15 protein-coding genes are annotated in these 16,083 nt (G+C 59.9%); 6 read left to right on the top strand and 9 right to left on the bottom strand.

What is annotated here, in order from left to right:
• The first annotated feature begins 5 nt into the window (after positions 1-5).
• Both LPB072_RS06520 and LPB072_RS06525 read left to right on the top strand, forming a co-directional pair.
• A complete protein-coding gene (locus LPB072_RS06520; RefSeq protein ID WP_066092965.1) occupies positions 6-1,442 on the top strand; it encodes a circularly permuted type 2 ATP-grasp protein in 1,437 nt (478 codons plus the stop codon).
• 139 nt (positions 1,443-1,581) lie between these two features.
• Positions 1,582-2,544, top strand: coding sequence for an alpha-E domain-containing protein (locus tag LPB072_RS06525; RefSeq protein ID WP_066092968.1), 963 nt, complete (start codon positions 1,582-1,584; stop codon positions 2,542-2,544).
• A 14-nt stretch (positions 2,545-2,558) separates the two neighbouring features.
• On the opposite strand, the gene LPB072_RS06530 is transcribed toward LPB072_RS06525, so the two are convergent.
• Genes LPB072_RS06530 through LPB072_RS06550 form a run of 5 tightly spaced genes read right to left on the bottom strand, consistent with a single transcriptional unit; the run spans position 2,559 to position 8,312 of the window.
• A complete protein-coding gene (locus LPB072_RS06530; protein ID WP_066092973.1) occupies positions 2,559-3,143 on the bottom strand; it encodes a DUF2062 domain-containing protein in 585 nt (194 codons plus the stop codon).
• Positions 3,144-3,184: 41 nt separating this feature from the next.
• Positions 3,185-4,291, bottom strand: coding sequence for a lytic murein transglycosylase B (gene mltB / locus LPB072_RS06535; RefSeq protein ID WP_231943450.1), 1,107 nt, complete (start codon positions 4,289-4,291; stop codon positions 3,185-3,187).
• Positions 4,288-6,288, bottom strand: a complete 2,001-nt coding sequence (locus LPB072_RS06540) for a transglutaminase family protein (protein ID WP_066093610.1) — start codon at positions 6,286-6,288, stop codon at positions 4,288-4,290. Before LPB072_RS06540 ends, mltB begins: the two co-directional genes overlap by 4 nt.
• A gap of 50 nt (positions 6,289-6,338) precedes the next feature.
• Entirely contained in the window at positions 6,339-7,346 is a 1,008-nt protein-coding gene (locus LPB072_RS06545; protein WP_066092979.1) for a DUF58 domain-containing protein, read from the bottom strand.
• 45 nt (positions 7,347-7,391) lie between these two features.
• Entirely contained in the window at positions 7,392-8,312 is a 921-nt protein-coding gene (locus tag LPB072_RS06550; RefSeq protein WP_066093613.1) for an AAA family ATPase, read from the bottom strand.
• A gap of 26 nt (positions 8,313-8,338) precedes the next feature.
• Here LPB072_RS06550 and LPB072_RS06555 point away from each other — a divergent pair, with 26 nt between their 5' ends.
• Complete coding sequence (locus tag LPB072_RS06555) at positions 8,339-9,292, top strand: histone deacetylase family protein (RefSeq protein ID WP_066092982.1); 954 nt, start codon at positions 8,339-8,341, stop codon at positions 9,290-9,292.
• 16 nt (positions 9,293-9,308) lie between these two features.
• Here LPB072_RS06555 and LPB072_RS06560 read toward each other — a convergent pair whose 3' ends face one another.
• Complete coding sequence (locus LPB072_RS06560; RefSeq protein WP_066092985.1) at positions 9,309-9,755, bottom strand: universal stress protein; 447 nt, start codon at positions 9,753-9,755, stop codon at positions 9,309-9,311.
• A gap of 98 nt (positions 9,756-9,853) precedes the next feature.
• Here LPB072_RS06560 and LPB072_RS06565 point away from each other — a divergent pair, with 98 nt between their 5' ends.
• A complete protein-coding gene (locus LPB072_RS06565) occupies positions 9,854-10,636 on the top strand; it encodes an enoyl-CoA hydratase (RefSeq protein WP_066092988.1) in 783 nt (260 codons plus the stop codon).
• A 50-nt stretch (positions 10,637-10,686) separates the two neighbouring features.
• The gene (locus tag LPB072_RS06570; RefSeq protein ID WP_066092991.1) at positions 10,687-11,973 is read left to right on the top strand and encodes a mechanosensitive ion channel family protein; all 1,287 of its coding nucleotides are present in this window, start codon (positions 10,687-10,689) and stop codon (positions 11,971-11,973) included.
• Positions 11,974-11,989: 16 nt separating this feature from the next.
• Here the strand turns inward: LPB072_RS06570 and LPB072_RS06575 are convergent, their stop codons facing one another.
• The 3 genes from LPB072_RS06575 to LPB072_RS06585 form a co-directional block, all read right to left on the bottom strand.
• A complete protein-coding gene (locus tag LPB072_RS06575; protein WP_066092994.1) occupies positions 11,990-13,282 on the bottom strand; it encodes a TRAP transporter large permease in 1,293 nt (430 codons plus the stop codon).
• The gene (locus LPB072_RS06580; protein WP_066093616.1) at positions 13,279-13,785 is read right to left on the bottom strand and encodes a TRAP transporter small permease; all 507 of its coding nucleotides are present in this window, start codon (positions 13,783-13,785) and stop codon (positions 13,279-13,281) included. The genes LPB072_RS06575 and LPB072_RS06580 overlap by 4 nt, the downstream gene beginning before the upstream one ends.
• A gap of 74 nt (positions 13,786-13,859) precedes the next feature.
• Complete coding sequence (locus LPB072_RS06585; protein ID WP_066092996.1) at positions 13,860-14,876, bottom strand: TRAP transporter substrate-binding protein; 1,017 nt, start codon at positions 14,874-14,876, stop codon at positions 13,860-13,862.
• A gap of 384 nt (positions 14,877-15,260) precedes the next feature.
• Here LPB072_RS06585 and LPB072_RS06590 point away from each other — a divergent pair, with 384 nt between their 5' ends.
• Positions 15,261-16,010, top strand: a complete 750-nt coding sequence (locus tag LPB072_RS06590) for an electron transfer flavoprotein subunit beta/FixA family protein (RefSeq protein ID WP_066092999.1) — start codon at positions 15,261-15,263, stop codon at positions 16,008-16,010.
• Positions 16,011-16,083 lie beyond the last annotated feature (73 nt).

Raw genomic sequence — 16,083 nt, forward strand, 5'->3', positions numbered from 1 at the left:
AAATTATGACCAAACCAATGTTTGATGAAATGAACGCCTCGCCCACCGAGGTTCGTGCCCACTATACGAAGTACGCGAAATGGCTCGCCGAGCAGTCGCCTGAAGTCATGGCTGACCGCCGCGAAGAGGCGGAAGTGATTTTTCGGCGAGTGGGTATTACCTTTGCCGTCTATGGCGATAAAGACGAAGACGCATCCGGCAACGAACGCCTGATTCCGTTCGACCTGATCCCCCGAATCATTCCTTCCAAAGAGTGGAAAAGCATGAAGGCTGGTCTGGTCCAGCGTGTCACGGCGCTCAACCGCTTCATTGAAGATGTGTACCACGATCAGGAAATCATCAAGGCCGGGCACATACCCAAGGACCAGGTGGTGAAAAATGCACAGTTCCGCCCGGAAATGATCGGTGTGAACGTCATGAATGGCGTCTATTCCCACATCTCTGGTGTAGACATGGTGCGCGCACCCAACGCCAAAGGCGTGGGTGAGTACTACGTGCTGGAAGACAACCTGCGGGTACCCAGCGGCGTGAGTTACATGCTGGAAGACCGCAAGATGATGATGCGGCTGTTTCCGGAGCTGTTTGGACAAAACCGGGTGGCTCCCGTGGCCCACTACCCCGACCTGTTGCTGGAGACCCTGCGCGCCGTGTCTCCTGCGTCGTCTGACGAACCCACCGTTGTTGTGTTGACACCGGGCATGCACAACAGCGCCTATTTCGAGCACGCCTTTCTCGCGCAGCAAATGGGCGTGGAGCTGGTGGAAGGGCTTGACTTGTACACCAAGGACAATTTCGTCTACATGCGCACAACGCAAGGTCCACAACGGGTGGATGTGATCTACCGCCGGGTGGATGATGACTTCCTGGACCCCACGGTGTTCCGCTCCAACTCCACGCTGGGCTGTGCCGGATTGATGGACGCCTACCGCGCAGGCAACGTGAACATTTGCAACGCTGTGGGTACGGGCGTGGCCGATGACAAGTCGATCTACCCTTACGTGCCCAAAATGATCGAGTTCTATTTGGGGGAAAAACCCATTTTGAACAACGTGCCGACCTTCATGGGCCGCAAGCCGGATGACCTGAAGTACATCCTTGACAACCTGAAAGACCTGGTGGTCAAAGAGGTGCATGGTGCGGGCGGATACGGGATGCTGGTTGGACCTGCCTCGACCAAGGCCGAGATTGAGAGCTTCCGCAAGGCCGTGATTGCCAAGCCTGATGGTTACATCGGGCAGCCCACCTTGTCGCTGTCTACTTGCCCGACCTATGTCGAAAAGGGCATTGCTCCGCGTCACATCGATTTGCGACCGTTTGTCCTGTCCGGCAAAGAGGTGCAAATGGTGCCAGGTGGTTTGACACGGGTGGCGCTCAAGGCCGGTTCGCTGGTGGTGAATTCTTCGCAGGGTGGTGGCACCAAAGACACCTGGATTCTGGAATAGATGACCCACCCCTGCGCCGCTTCGCGTCAACCCTTCAAGGGGGTGGCGCTGGCAGACCGGCGAAGCCGGATCTGCGGCGCCTTCGGTTCAGAACTTTTCTCACGTTGCATTTCTTGTGCAACCACTTGGAGACAAAAACATGCTTTCTCGCACCGCTGATCACATCTTCTGGATGTCGCGCTATACAGAGCGCGCTGAAAACACCGCCCGCATCCTGGATGTGAACTACCAGACATCACTGCTGCCGCAGTCCAGCGTGGAAGCGCAGAAGGGCTGGGAAGGCTTGCTCGTCATCAGCGAGCTCATGCCAGCGTATAAAAAGAAGTATGGCAAGGAGATCACGAGCCGCAATGTGCTCGACTTCATGGTGAAAGATGAAACCAATCCGTCCAGCATTGCCTCCTGCTTGCGCGCTGCACGGGAAAACGCCCGGGCTGTGCGGGGTTCGCTGACCACAGAATACTGGGAAACCCAGAACCAGACCTGGCTGGAACTGCCGCGGCTGTTGAAGGGCAACGCTTTCGACCGCGACCCCAGCCAGTTTTTTGAATGGGTCAAATTCCGCTCGCACCTGTCGAGAGGGGTCGCCATCGGCACCATGCTGCGCGACGAGTTGTACAACTTTTACCGCATGGGCACCTTTCTGGAGCGGGCCGACAACACCGCACGTTTGCTGGATGTGAAATACCACGCTGCGTACAACGACAAGACCAGCGATGCCGGTTCGATGGACGAGGACTACGACTTCTATGAGTGGAGTGGCATTCTTCGCAGCGTGAGTGCTTTCGAGGTGTACCGCAAGGTCTACCGCGATGTGATCACGCCTGTGAAAGTGGCCGAACTGCTGGTCTTGCGCGCGGACATGCCGCGCAGCTTGCAAAACTGCATCAACGAGGTGGTCAACAACCTCAATGTGGTGGCCAATGACCTGTCGGGCGAAACGCTTCGCTATGCAGGCAAGTTGCGAGCCGATTTGCAGTTTGCGCGCATTGACGAAATTCTGGAGTTGGGCCTGCACGCCTTCCTGACCCAGTTCATGGACCGCGTCAATGGTTTGGGCATCCGCATCAGCAACGACTTCCTGGTACCCGCCTCCAACTGAGGTCCTGGCGCGTTTCAGCGCTCGCTGTGAGCCCGAATGCGGGAGCGCAGCCGGCGTGACCGATCCCATCGGACCCTTAACGTCCAGATGGCGCTGAACAGGAAGTAGACCAACAAGCCACTGGCCGTTGCCAGGATGGCAAGCCCCACCACCAGGGGCTTGCCCACCGTGGTGAGTTGGCGAACCGAGCGCTTGAACCGCTGGCGCCAGCTCGCGTCTGCAGGAGGCTCCTTCAACGCTTTGTCCAGGAAAGCGCTGGCTTGTTCATCGCTGACGGGGTCGTGCCCGAGGATGGCCTTGCCCAAGTGGTAAGCGCCGAAATACACGGGGCCAAATGTGACAGGGTTGGTCACCAGCGTACTGGCCACCGCCATGGGCAGGTTGGCGCGCAGTACGATGGCCGCGCCTGCGGCCAAGGGCATTTGTGCCACAGGGATCAGCAAGCCGAAAAAGATGCCCAGAGCCAATCCCATGGCGACGCCCTTGCGGCTGAAGTGCCACAGGCGGGGGTGGTGCAGGGCCGGCCCCATCCAGCGCAACCACCGGTTGTCTTTGATGGTTTGCGGGTTGGGCAGCCAAGCCTTGATGTGCTTTCTCATTGCCACAGTGTGCACCAGTGTGAGTAAGCCACGGTACCGACTCAGCGCGCAGACAACTGGGCTTGAATGGTCTGTCCGAGTTCGATCACGGCCATCGCGTAGTAGCTGCTCCAGTTGTAGCGTGTAACAGCGTAGAAATTGTCGGTTCCGGCCACATAGCTGCGCGGCGCATCGCCGTTTTCCAGCTCCACCAGCGCGAGGTTGCCGGTGTGTTGCAGCGCAGCGCCCTCCAGGCGAGCCCCTTTGTTTGTAAAACTGTTGACGCTGAAGGTGGGGAGAATGTCGGGAGCCAGCAGGCCATCGAGATCCACTTGAGGTCCATCGACCGATACAGGGAAATGGGTTGGCATGCCAGGTTGCCAGCCAAACGCTTTGAAATAGTTGGCCACCGAGCCGATCACGTCGGCCTGGCTGTTGAACAGGTCCACGCGGCCGTCACCATCGAAGTCGATGGCGTATTTGATCCAGCTGCTGGGCATGAATTGGGGCCAGCCCATGGCGCCAGCATAGCTGCCACGCAGCTCAAGCGGGTTGAGGCCACTGCGCCGGGTCAAGCTGAGGAACTGTTCCAGCTCGTCTCTGAAGAAAGCGGTGCGAGCCTCTGCTCGCGGGTGGCTGGAGGGGAAGTCAAAAGCCAGCGTGGACAGTGCATCGATCACCCGGAAGTTGCCGGTGTGTTGACCATAAATGGATTCCACGCCAATCACTCCAACAATCAGGCTTGCCGGCACGCCGAACTCGGCCTCCGCGCGCGACAGCCAGTCGCGGTTGTTCTCCCAAAAGGCCAGACCAGCGCGAATCCGAACAGGTTCGATGAACCTGGCACGGTAGGCGATCCAGTTTTTGGATGTGCCGCGGGGCGCCGGTTGCATGAGCTTGATGATCTGAGGTAGGCGTTGGGCCTGCCCGATTTGCTCACGCGCCCAACCCACATCCAGGTCGCGGCGCATCGCCAGGTCGGTCGCAAAAGCCATGGCTTCGCGTTGGGATGCATACAGAAGGGGTTGCTCATCGCTTTCAGTTGCACGGGCCAATGGCCGTTTTTTGGCTTCGCTGGCAGCGTGTGATGGCGCGACACAAGCCAACCATGCAGCGGCCACCAAGGCGAGAACGGTACGGGTCGGGTGCAATGAAAAAAGAGAGGTCAACGGGCGTTTCCTTTGGGCCAGGGCAATTGCTGGAACTCGCGTTGAAGTGTAGCCAGCGAGAGCGGGCTATGGCGGCTGTAACGCTGTGCTTCCAGCCGAATCAACCACAAGCTCACGCTTTGAGCGAAAGCTGTGTCGCCAAAATGCCGCTGGGTCAGCCGAGCCAGCTCGCGAGGGGGCGTTTGTTCGTCGGCGTCCAGGCCCAGTCTGTCGAGACGTTGGCGTGCGCGCGTGAGCAAACGCATCCATGGGTCGTGTTGCTGGCGTTCCCAGAGGTTCCAGGCGGCACCGGCCAGACTCACCGCCACCAGCACGCTGATCAAGACGTAGGCCAGATCGGTCCAGCCCGGTGCGTCGAAGCCGAGGTTTTTCAGCAAGCTGAGCTGGTTGCCCTGGCTGTAGTTGAGCACCGTCTGGTTCCAGCGGTTGTTGACCGCCTCCCAGACTGCACGCAAGTTGGCAGCAAGCGTGGGGTTGATGGTGCGCACCGCGCCTGCGAAGGCGCCTTCTGGAGCGAGCAGGCGCTCGAAGGAGCCGGTGCGTCCCGGTGATACGGCCGAGGTTGGATCCACGCGCACCCAGCCCTGACCTTCAAGCCAGACCTCGGTCCAGGCATGGGCATCGCTTTGGCGCACGGTCCAGAAACCATCCACGCTGTTGAGTTCGCCGCCTTGGTAGCCGGTCACGATGCGCGCAGGAATGTCCATGGCGCGCATGAGAATCACGAAACTCGATGCGATGTGCTCACAAAAACCCTCCCGCCTGTCAAACCAGAATTCGTCGGCGGTGTCGCGTCCGTAAATGCCCGGATCGAGTGTGTAGGTGTAACCCCCGGTGCGCAGTTTGTCGATGACCGCCTTTACCAGCGCCGGTGCATTTTCGGCACCAGCACCGTGTTCGCGGCGCAGAGCCTGGGCCAGGGCGAAAGTGCGTGGGTTGTACCCGGCGGGCAGCTCGACGAGGTCTTGCAGAGCCAACTCTGCTTGCAAGGGGCCGTGGCGGAACGATGTGTGGCTTTCTGCGCTGTAACGCAGCAGGCCACCCGTGGGCTGCCTGGTGCGCCAGTGCAGATCGGCGTTCATTTGCACGACTTGACCGGCGACTTGTGGCGCCTTGGCCGAGGCGTCCAGTGTGAGCAGCCAGGGGTGGCGGTGGGACTCGAGCGTCACGGTGTAACGAATGGGCTCCCCCGCCACGCTCAGGTTGGCCTCCAGTGCCACGCGCTTGGTGAAACCCGAACGCAAGGGCAACCACTCCGTACCATCGAAGGTGCTGAACACCGGGCCTCTGAAGTAGAGTTCATTTTGAGGTGGCGGGTCGCCTTCAAACTGCACACGCATGGCGATGCTGTCGTCCAGCGCGAGCTTCGCGATTTCGCCAACGCGCATCTGGCCCGACAGTCCGCTGCGCCCGGTCATGCTGTCACTGGGCATGCCCCATAAAGGGGCCATGCGCGGAAACAGCAAAAACAGCACCAGCATCACTGGCGCACCCAGCAGGGCCAAGCTGCCCGCGATGCGGGCGGATTGTTTGAGCGGCGCCCGGCCGACCGGCATGTGAGCGTTCACCAGCGCGGTGAGCAGGCCCAGCAGCGCGATCAGGATGCCGATCGCCGTGAGCAGCGACTGGGAGTAGAAGAAATGGGTCAGCAGTGTGAAGAAAGACAGAAAGAACACCACGAAGGCATCGCGTCGGGCGCGCATTTCCAGCGTCTTGAGCGCCAGCAGCACCACGATCAGCGTCACCCCTGCGTCTCGCCCCAGAATTGTGCGGTGGGTCAGCCACGTGCCGCCCAGTGTGAGTGCAAGCAAGCCAGCGCGCCAGGCCCAGCCTGGCAGGGGCTGGCCGCGCAAGGTGAGCCGGGCGCGCCAGATGAGCATGGCAGCGGTCAGCGCTGTGCACCACCATGGAATGTGGCCCACCTGCATGAAAACCACCCAGGCGACCACGGTGAGCAGGAACAGCGTATCGCGTGCCTCGCGAGGCAGATGCGCCATGGTTTCGCGCAGCCGAGCCGCTCGAGAAGCAGGTGGGGTGGCCGAAGAGGTCAACACAGCGCCATCGCCTCCAGACATTGTAATTTGTGGGCTGCGCCGTGGTCGGGAGCGAACTCTTTACCCGGCAGGCGCAGTCCGTAGTCCAAACCTTGTTCATCGGCCATCAGCAGCCAGGCTGTCAGCCGGGAGAGTCGTGACTCCAGGTCGGCAGCGCCACAGGTGGCGTGGTCAAGCCAGAGTTGCTGGCGTTGCATGGCCAGTGTGTCGCGGCTCACAAGATCATCGCGGCCGGCCGCGAAGGCCTGTGCAGCTTTTTTCCACACCACGGTTTTTTGAGGGTCGCCGCGGCGATAGGCCCGCACGCCATCGAACTCGCCCGAATTGCTCGATCGCGCAGATGCCGCGGCATGGCCGGGCTGTGGCTCGCCTGGGGGCAAAGGCGGAGGTTGCTGTTCTGGCGCGGGGAAAACGATCACCTGCGCCGCTGTTCGCCAGATGGTCCACACGCGAAAGGTGCCCAGGGGAAACAGCGTCACGGCAGTGAGCGCGGGTGTGCCATGGCGGCCACGCCGGTCGGGGGCCCAGGCCACATGAACAGTCTCGCTGCCTTGCGCGGGCACATCCAACCAAGCCAACCCGTCGTCATCACGCGAACCGCGGTGACTTGACACACCCAGTCCGATGCCAAAACGCGGTTTGCGCCGTTCGTTGGCCAAGCGCACTTCCAGCGAAACGGCTTGCCCAGCGTGCATGGACAGGGGTGGCGCGAGGTGGAGAGTGAGACCGCGCAAGTTGCTGTGGCACACATGCATGCCCACCACAGCGCTGCCTGCCAACAAAAAAGTCAACAGGTAACCCAGATTGAGCTGGTAGTTGATGCTGGCAACGAGCAGCAGCATCAACGTGAACCCCAGCATCCAGCCCGGTCGCGTAGGCAGGATGTAGACATTGCGCTGTGTGAGCGTCAAGGTGTCGGACGGCGGCAGGCGATTCAGAAACCACTGGCGCAACCGCTGGCGCAGCGGCGCCAGCAGATTGATTCGATCAAACAAACCCATGGAGCTGGAAGCAGACAACAGAATGCTCTTGTGCAGAATGGGGCATCAAGGAAGGGGCGTGGCCTTGACCATGGCCCGGACCTGTTCGACCGAGCCCCGGCCCGCGCTGCTCACGGGAATCAGCCGGTGGGCCGTGGTTTGTGGCAATACGGCAGCAATGTCATCGGGCGCCACATAGTCACGCGCGTTCATGTAGGCCTGTGCCTTGGCGGCGCGGACCACAGCGAGAGCCGCACGGGGTGACAGGCCTTGCGCAAACCATTTGCCCGAGCGGGTGGCTTCGATCAGGTTTTGCAGGTACTCCAATACCGGTTCGGCCGTGTGCACCGCCGCCACCGCCTTTTGCAGGTGTGCCAATTCGATGGGTGACAGCACCGGCTGCAAACCTTCGAGCAAATCGCGCCGGTCGTTGCCGCGCAGCAGCTCGCGTTCGGCGGCACGGGCCGGATAGCCCAAAGAAATGCGCATGTGAAAACGGTCGAGTTGGGACTCGGGCAGGGCGTAGGTACCGAGTTGATCGTGCGGGTTCTGGGTGGCAATCACGAAAAATGGCGCAGGCAGCGGCCGCGTCGATCCCTCAACCGTGACCTGTTTTTCTTCCATGGCCTCCAGCAGGGCACTTTGTGTTTTGGGACTGGCGCGGTTGATCTCGTCGGCCAGCAAAACCTGGGCAAACACCGGGCCAGGGTGGAACACGAAGCCCTCGCGCCCCCGTTCGTAAATGGACACACCCAGCAGGTCGCTGGGCATCAGGTCGGCCGTGAACTGAACGCGGGAGAAACGCAGGCCAAACGAGCGGGCCAACGCCTGCGCCAAGGTGGTTTTCCCCACGCCTGGAACGTCTTCGATCAGGAGGTGTCCGCCGGCCAGAAGGCAGGCCACGCAGTCGGCCACCTGGGCCTGTTTGCCCACGATCACCGTGTTAAGCTGGCTGAGCAATTGTTGGAGTTTTGAGTCGGCAATCATGCCGCGAACCATACCGTAAAACCGAGATGAGCCAGTCCACCGGATATTTCACCCACAAGGCTTGCTGGCAACATGAAATGGGCGCAGGGCACCCCGAGTGCCCCCAGCGGCTGGACGCCATCGAAGACCGCTTGTTGTCTTCGGGCCTCGATGTCGCGCTGCTGCGCCGCGAGGCCAATCCAGCCTCTCTCACCGACATAGCGCTGGCCCACGACCGCATGTACATTGCCAGCCTGCGTGGCCTGGCCGACAACCTTCGTGATGAGATCGCCGCCGGCGGCCCGACACATGCCCAGATTGACCCCGACACTTCGATCAATGTGCATTCCTGGGACGCTATCCTGCGTGCGGCCGGTGCCGCGCTGGACGCCACCGATGCCGTGATTGCCGGTGAGCTGTCCAATGCTTTTTGCTCGGTGCGCCCCCCGGGACACCATGCCACGCGCAAACAAGCCATGGGGTTCTGTTTTGTCAACAACGTGGCCGTGGCAGCCAAATATGCGCTGGAACGCCACGGGTTGAAGCGCGTGGCCATTGTCGATTTTGATGTGCACCATGGCAATGGCACGGAAGATATCGTGGCGGGCGACAGCCGCATCCTGATGTGCAGCTTCTACCAGCACCCGTTTTTCCCCGAGGGCGAACACCTGACAGCGGACAACCTGGTCAATCTGCCTGTACCCGCCTACACGCGCGGCATGGATATCCGCGAGTTGATCGACATGATGTGGCTGCCTCGCCTGGAAGCCCACAAGCCGCAGATGATTTTCATCAGCGCCGGGTTTGACGGCCACCGAGAAGATGACATGGGCCAGCTTGGCTTGGTCGAAAACGACTATGTATGGATCACCGAGCGCCTCATGGACGTGGCCAAGCGCCACGCCAAGGGCCGCATCGTGAGTTGCCTGGAGGGCGGTTACGACTTCAGCTCACTGGGGCGCAGCGTGGAAGCCCACCTGAGGGTGTTGGCAGGCGTTTGACAGGGGGCGTTCGCTTTCAGGCGCCTTCAGCGATCAAAGGCTTGACCACGGTCACTGGTACTGGGCAGGCATCCAGTAGCGACTGGGCCACCGAGCCCGGCGAGGTGTCATCGGACTCGCTGCGACCGCGGGCGCTCATGATGACGGCCTCGCAGGCATGGTTTTCCAGCATTTCCAGCAACATATGGGCTGGATCGCCCGAAGCCACTGCCACTTCTGGATGGTGCCCTGCTGCCTGCAGCAGTTTGAGCGCGGGACGCATGAGGTCGTGGGCGGCGGCTTCGCTGACTTTCTGAATCACGCTGGGGTCGTGGGCCACCACCATTTCATACAGATTGGCGGGTGACTGTACGTTGGCCACCACAAAGCGGGCCTTTAAGCCGCAAGTGGCCAGGTGCAGGGCGTGATGCACCGCATCAAGTGAGCGGGGAGAACCGTCTGTAGGTAATAGGATCTTGATCATGCAGGCCTGATTCTTTCTGTCGGATGGTTGGAGTTCTTTTTGGTGTCGCCTTAAAGCTGCAAAAGCGTTTTTGCGTGCCTTGCATACACAATACGCCCATGAACGACACCACTCAAGCCCTGTTGCTGCACCGCCGCGATGACCGTGGCGTGCACACCATCACGCTGAACGCACCGCGCAGTTTCAATGTTCTGTCTGAAGGCATGATGGCCGCCTTTCAACATGCGCTCAATGATGTCGCACTTGATCAAAAGGCTCGTGTGGTGGTCGTGGCCGCCGAAGGCAGGGCCTTTTGCGCCGGTCACGATTTGAAGCAGATGCGGGCCCAGCCTGAACTGGCGTATTACCAGGCTCTGTTTGCCCAGTGCTCACGAATGATGATGGCTGTGCGCAAACTGGAGGTGCCGGTGATTGCGCGGGTACAGGGTTTGGCCACGGCAGCAGGTTGCCAGCTGGTCGCGCAGTGTGATCTGGCGGTGGCGGCGCGAGAGGCAACGTTTGGTGTGAACGGCATTGATGTGGGGTTGTTTTGCGCGACACCCAGCGTGGCTTTGTCGCGCAACATGCTGCCCAAGCAAGCCATGGAGATGCTGCTCACAGGTGATTTCATCTCGGCCGATGAGGCGAGGGTTCGCGGGCTGGTGAACCGCGTGGTGGCGGCAGATGAACTGGACGCCGAAGTCGCTGCGCTGGTTGACCGGCTACTGACCAAGCCGCGCGAGGCCTTGGCCATGGGCAAGGCGCTGTTTTACCGGCAGCTTGAAACGGGCATGGAGTCGGCCTATCAGTTGGCTGGCCAAAGCATGGCATGCAACATGGTGCATGAGGTGGCTCAGGAGGGCGTTCAGGCGTTCATCGAGAAGCGCTCGCCGAGCTGGTGAGACAGAGCAGCCGTTGCCACGCGAACCCGTCAAACACTATTTGAAAATTCATGGATACGCTCGCCTCTCCGCCGCCGCCGATTGAAGATTTGAATGCCTGGCTCCAGGGATTCTTGCAGCCCACCGTCTGGATCGAGTTTTCAGTCCTGGCCGCGTGTGTCCTGGTGGCCTGGGGTGTGGCCTCGCTGCTGCGCAAAGCCTTGGGTATGCAGGATGAGCGGACTTCGGTGTTGTTTGGCCGTGGCGTTGTTGACGGGGTGTTGTTTCCTGCGCTGTTGCTCGTTTTGGGCTATTTCGCGCGGGCAGTTTTGCTGAAATATGTGCCGCTGGCGGTATTCAAAGTGGCAATCCCGGTTCTGGTTTCGCTGGTGGTCATCCGCTTTGGCGTCAAGGTGCTGCAGGTGGCACTGGCTTCGGCACCTTGGGTCAAGGCCCTGGAGCGCTCGATTTCCTGGCTGGCATGGCTGGGTATGGTCCTGTGGGTGAGTGGTTTGTTGCCGGTGGTGCTCAGGGAGCTCGATGCGATCACCTGGACCATGGGCAGTTCTGCCCTCAGCCTCCGAACCATGATTGAAGGGGCGCTCACAGCAGGTGCTGTGTTGATCTTGGCCCTGTGGGTGTCGTCTGCGATAGAAGCCCGCCTCCTTCGCAAAGCGGTTGGCAGCGATTTGAGTTTGCGCAAAGCGGTGAGCAACGCCACCCGGGCACTGCTCATGTTCCTAGGTTTGATTGTCGCGCTCTCGGCCGTTGGCATCGACCTCACTGCCCTGTCGGTGTTGGGTGGCGCGATTGGTGTGGGTATCGGCTTTGGCCTGCAAAAGCTGGCGTCGAATTACGTGAGCGGGTTTGTGATCCTTGCTGAACGCAGCATGCGTATTGGTGACAACGTGCGCGTTGACAACTTTGAGGGTCGCATCAGCGATATCAATGCGCGTTACACCGTTATTCGATCGCTGGGCGGGCGCGAGTCGATCGTGCCAAACGAGGTTCTGATCACGACGCGGGTAGAAAACCTCTCGTTGGCCGACACCCGTGTCTGGCTGTCTACAGTGGTGTCGGTGGCCTATGACAGCGATGTGTCATTGGTGATGCGCTTGCTTGAGGGCTCAGCGCTGGCGCAGCCGCGGGTGGTGCGCAATCCAGGGCCAAGTGCCGCGCTATCGGCCTTTGGGGCCGATGGCCTGGAGTTCACGCTGGGCTACTGGATCGACGACCCAGAGAATGGGCAGTTGGGATTGCGCTCTGAAATCAACCTGGCCATCCTGGCCTCGCTGCGCGAAAACGGGGTGGAGATACCATTTCCGCAGCGCGTGGTGCACATCAGGTCAGAAACCTGATCAGGACAGTCGGGCGTTATTGCATCAGGCTGGGGAGCAACAAGGCAATTGACGGCACTGCAATCAGAATGCCCAAGCGCACCACGTCGGCGATGACAAATGGCCATACCCCCCGATACAGGGTACTGAGCTTCACCTCGGGCAACAACGAGTTGAGAACGAACAGGTTGAGGCCCACCGGCGGCGAGATCAGCCCTATTTCAACAATGGTGACGATCAAAATGCCGAACCAGACGGGGTCAAACCCCAGGCCCACGATGACAGGGAAAAACACGGGAATGGTGAGCAGAACGATGGCGAGTTCTTCCATCACCATGCCCAGCGCAAGGTAGATGCCCATCATCATCACCACGACCATGACCGGATGGGGGCTGAACTGCAGCACAAAATCGCGCAAGTCGCCAGGCATGCTGGTGAAGTTGATGAAGTTGGTGAAAATCATCGCTCCGATCAGAATCGTGAACAGCATCGCGGTGGTGCGCGAGCTTTCGATCAGAACCTCCATCAGCACTCTGGGTGAGAGTGACCCTCGAAGCAAGGCAAAAAAGAAAGCACCAGCAGCACCGACACCGGCGCCTTCGGTGGCGGTGAACACGCCGCCGTAAATGCCACCGATCACCAGCGCGAACAGCAGGGCCACACCCCAGACGCCGCGGATGGCGGCCAGGCGCTCTTTCCAGGTAAAGCGCTTGGCTGGAGGGCCGGCTTCCGGGTCGCGCCAGGTGATGAATACCACGGCCATGCACAGGCAGAGGATGGCCACAATACCGGGCAAGATGCCGGCAATGAAAAGGCGGCCGATATCGGTCTCTGTGATGATGCCGTAGATCACCAGAACCGTGGAAGGGGGAATGAGGATACCCAGCGTACCGCCAGAGGCGATCGCGCCCGTGGCCAGCGTGTCTTTGTAGCCATGGGCTTTCATTTCCGGGAATGCCACGCGCGACATGGTGGCCGCTGTGGCGATCGACGAGCCGCAGATCGAACCAAAGCCGCCCGAGGCAATGATGCTGGCCATGGCCAGTCCCCCCCGCTTGTGGCCCACGAAAGCGTTGGCGGCCGTGAACAGTTCGCGCGCCATACCAGCCCGCGAGACAAAGTTGCCCATCAACACAAACAGGGGGATGACCGACAGAACATAGTGAAACCCGGTTTCAAAAATGGTCTGGCTGGTGCTGGCGAAAGCTGGGGTCCACCCGCGCAAAAGCCCCAGACCCACAATGCCGGAAATTGACATGGCCACGGCCAGGGGTATGCGCAAGAAAGCGAGCGCAAACACGGCGAGAAAGCCCAGAAATGCTTCGGTCATGATTGGGCTCCAGACGCGGAGTTCTCGTGGTTGGCTGACATGTTTGGCTTGAACATGAAAAGAAAATGCACCAGTGCAGTGACCACCAGCAGCGCAGTCATGATCCAGGCTACGGGTGCAATCGAGAGCTGCAAGTGCACGGTGGTGTCGCCGTATTCGGCAAAGCGCTCGGCGCGCATCGCCATGAGCCTGGCAAGGAAGCCGAAAACAGCGCCGCTGATCAGATGCACCAGGCGCATTTGTGTGCTTTTGAGCCAATGGGGGATGAAGGCGTCGAGCGAGTCAAACACCACATGCTCATTGCGCCATGACACCAGGGGCAGGGCGCTGAAAATCACGATGACCATCAGAATTTCAGTCAACTCGAGGCCCCCGGGCACCGAATTGTTGAAAAACTTGCGGCCAACCACATCGATCAGGGTGAGCCACATGAGTGAAAACAGGGCCGTCGCGGCGGTGAGACCGGTTGTCCTGTTGAGCAGTTTGTCTAGGTGCTTGGGCATGGTGGAATCATCGGCCAAAAAAAGGGCGGGGCAGTGCCTTAGCGACTGCCCCGCCTGTGATGCTGGAGATGGGTTTATTTTACTTTGGCAATTTCTGCGCGGAATTCCGCGAGAGCGCCCTTAGGATCCTTCAAGCCCTTGGCCTGTGCAGCCGCTGCCCACCTGGTTTCCAGAGACTCTTGCTTGTCCGCCACAGCTTTGACGAAGGCTTTGTCAGCCATGATTCGGGCCACGCCTTGTGCTTTTTGAGCGCCATCGCGACTTGCGGCGTCGACTTTGTCCCAGCCTTCGCCGAACATGCGGGCGGCGGGCTCGCCAGACAGCTTGTCGACCACGGCCTTGTCAGCGGCCGACAGGGCTTTGTACTTGTCCTGGTTCATCATGAAGACGAAGCTGGTGTTGTACAGGCCGCCCGGGAAGGTTGTGGCGTGTTTGACCATGCTGAGCTTGAACGAGGCGATGGACTCGTCCGGGAAAAACGTACCGTCCATCACACCGGTGGACAACAGTTCGAAAGACTCGGGAGCGGGCTTGAGCGTGGTGTTCCAGCCCATGGCCTTGGAGAGTTCGTTGATGTTGCCACCACCGATGCGGAACTTCAGGCTGGATGCCTCTGCTGCCGAGGTCACCGGCATTTTGCTGTTGAATATGATGCCAGGGCCATGCGTGAACACGGCCAGTACTTTGACGCCACGGTGTTCACCCAGCGGTGCAAAGTACTTGTCATAGATGCGCTGGTAGGCGACGGAAGTGGCCGTGGCATCGTCGCCCAAGAAGGGGAACTCGGCCACTTGGGTGTTGATGAAGCGGCCGGGAGTGTAGCCGTCTACCGTGTAGGAGATATCGGCCAAGCCATCGCGAACGGCATCAAAAGTGCCCGGCGCTGACACAACGCCTTTTGGCAAGATGTTGCACTTCATGCTGCCAGCGCTCTCTTTGGCGAGCTTGTCACACCAGTCTTTCTGCACCGTGCTGAGCGTGTGCGTAGGGGGCAACCAGCTGGAAACGGTGAAAACCGTTTCGGCAGAGGCCGCACCACTGGCGAGCAGCGTGGCAGAGACGGCGGTGGCGAGAGCGTAGCGAAGCTTCATATGATGTCCTTGTGGCCGAGTGGATATGGTTACAAACAATAATTGGTTTGCCAGCTTTAACTATAGGCCCATAGCTTGTGTTTGCCCCTCCAGATTTACCCCAATTAGCCGACCGACTGGTTGGTTAATTTTTGTGCCTGTTCCTTGACTACCGGCCCTGTGATCAGCAGACGGGATTTTGGGGTCTTTGCGCAGCTTGGACATTCAAACCCTATAATCATAAAAAAGCACGATCGTTCGTTTATGTGCCGCAATAGCAGGCAGGCGCACGTTCAATTGCAGTATCTGGGTGCGGGCATACAATGTTGATTGACGTGTACGTCAATCAGGCGTGCACCCGATTTTTCCGATCCGTTTTCACAAAACTTGCAGGAGCAACCGAATATGAAGGTCATCGTCCCCGTCAAACGCGTGGTGGATTACAACGTCAAAGTGCGCGTCAAGAGCGACGGCAGTGGTGTGGATATTGCCAACGTCAAGATGAGCATGAATCCATTTGACGAAATTGCTGTCGAGGAAGCCGTTCGACTGAAAGAAAAGGGCGTGGCCACCGAAGTGATCGCCGTGTCATGCGGTGATGCCAAGTGCCAGGAAACCCTGCGCACGGCCATGGCCATTGGCGCTGACCGCGCCATCCTGGTTGAAACCACTGAAGAACTGCAACCTTTGGCGGTCGCCAAGCTGCTCAAAGCCTTGATGGACAAAGAGCAACCGGGTCTGGTGATCCTGGGCAAGCAGGCCATCGATGACGACTGCAACCAGACCGGTCAGATGCTTGCCGCGCTGGCCGATCTGCCACAAGCCACTTTCGCCAGCAAAGTTGAAGTGGCCGATGGCAAGGCTTCGGTCACCCGCGAAGTTGACGGTGGTCTGGAGACCTTGTCGGTCACTTTGCCGGCCATCATCACCACCGACCTGCGCCTGAACGAGCCGCGTTATGTGACGCTTCCCAACATCATGAAGGCCAAGAAAAAGCAGATGGACACCGTCAAGCCCGAAGACCTCGGCGTGGACGTTGCCCCGCGCATCAAGACCTTGAAGGTCAGCGAGCCGCCCAAGCGTGGCGCCGGCATCATGGTGCCCGATGTGGCCACGCTGGTGGACAAGCTCAAGAACGAAGCCAAGGTGATTTAACCCCCCGCGCCGCCTTCGGCGTCACCCCCCAGGGGGCGGCGCTGGTGGCCCGGCGAAGCCGGTTCCACGGCGC

Origin of the sequence: Hydrogenophaga crassostreae, assembly GCF_001761385.1 — a bacterium.
Lineage (GTDB): Bacteria > Pseudomonadota > Gammaproteobacteria > Burkholderiales > Burkholderiaceae_C > Hydrogenophaga > Hydrogenophaga crassostreae.

Excerpts from the sequence above, each read along its gene's own strand:
- LPB072_RS06520 (WP_066092965.1), top strand. The coding sequence starts at position 6 with ATGACCAAACCAATGTTTGATGAAATGAACGCCTCGCCCACCGAGGTT.
- LPB072_RS06525 (WP_066092968.1), top strand. The coding sequence starts at position 1,582 with ATGCTTTCTCGCACCGCTGATCACATCTTCTGGATGTCGCGCTATACA.
- LPB072_RS06530 (WP_066092973.1), bottom strand. The coding sequence starts at position 3,143 with ATGAGAAAGCACATCAAGGCTTGGCTGCCCAACCCGCAAACCATCAAA.
- LPB072_RS06540 (WP_066093610.1), bottom strand. The coding sequence starts at position 6,288 with ATGGCGCATCTGCCTCGCGAGGCACGCGATACGCTGTTCCTGCTCACC.
- LPB072_RS06545 (WP_066092979.1), bottom strand. The coding sequence starts at position 7,346 with ATGGGTTTGTTTGATCGAATCAATCTGCTGGCGCCGCTGCGCCAGCGG.
- LPB072_RS06550 (WP_066093613.1), bottom strand. The coding sequence starts at position 8,312 with ATGATTGCCGACTCAAAACTCCAACAATTGCTCAGCCAGCTTAACACG.
- LPB072_RS06555 (WP_066092982.1), top strand. The coding sequence starts at position 8,339 with ATGAGCCAGTCCACCGGATATTTCACCCACAAGGCTTGCTGGCAACAT.
- LPB072_RS06560 (WP_066092985.1), bottom strand. The coding sequence starts at position 9,755 with ATGATCAAGATCCTATTACCTACAGACGGTTCTCCCCGCTCACTTGAT.
- LPB072_RS06565 (WP_066092988.1), top strand. The coding sequence starts at position 9,854 with ATGAACGACACCACTCAAGCCCTGTTGCTGCACCGCCGCGATGACCGT.
- LPB072_RS06570 (WP_066092991.1), top strand. The coding sequence starts at position 10,687 with ATGGATACGCTCGCCTCTCCGCCGCCGCCGATTGAAGATTTGAATGCC.
- LPB072_RS06575 (WP_066092994.1), bottom strand. The coding sequence starts at position 13,282 with ATGACCGAAGCATTTCTGGGCTTTCTCGCCGTGTTTGCGCTCGCTTTC.
- LPB072_RS06580 (WP_066093616.1), bottom strand. The coding sequence starts at position 13,785 with ATGCCCAAGCACCTAGACAAACTGCTCAACAGGACAACCGGTCTCACC.
- LPB072_RS06585 (WP_066092996.1), bottom strand. The coding sequence starts at position 14,876 with ATGAAGCTTCGCTACGCTCTCGCCACCGCCGTCTCTGCCACGCTGCTC.
- LPB072_RS06590 (WP_066092999.1), top strand. The coding sequence starts at position 15,261 with ATGAAGGTCATCGTCCCCGTCAAACGCGTGGTGGATTACAACGTCAAA.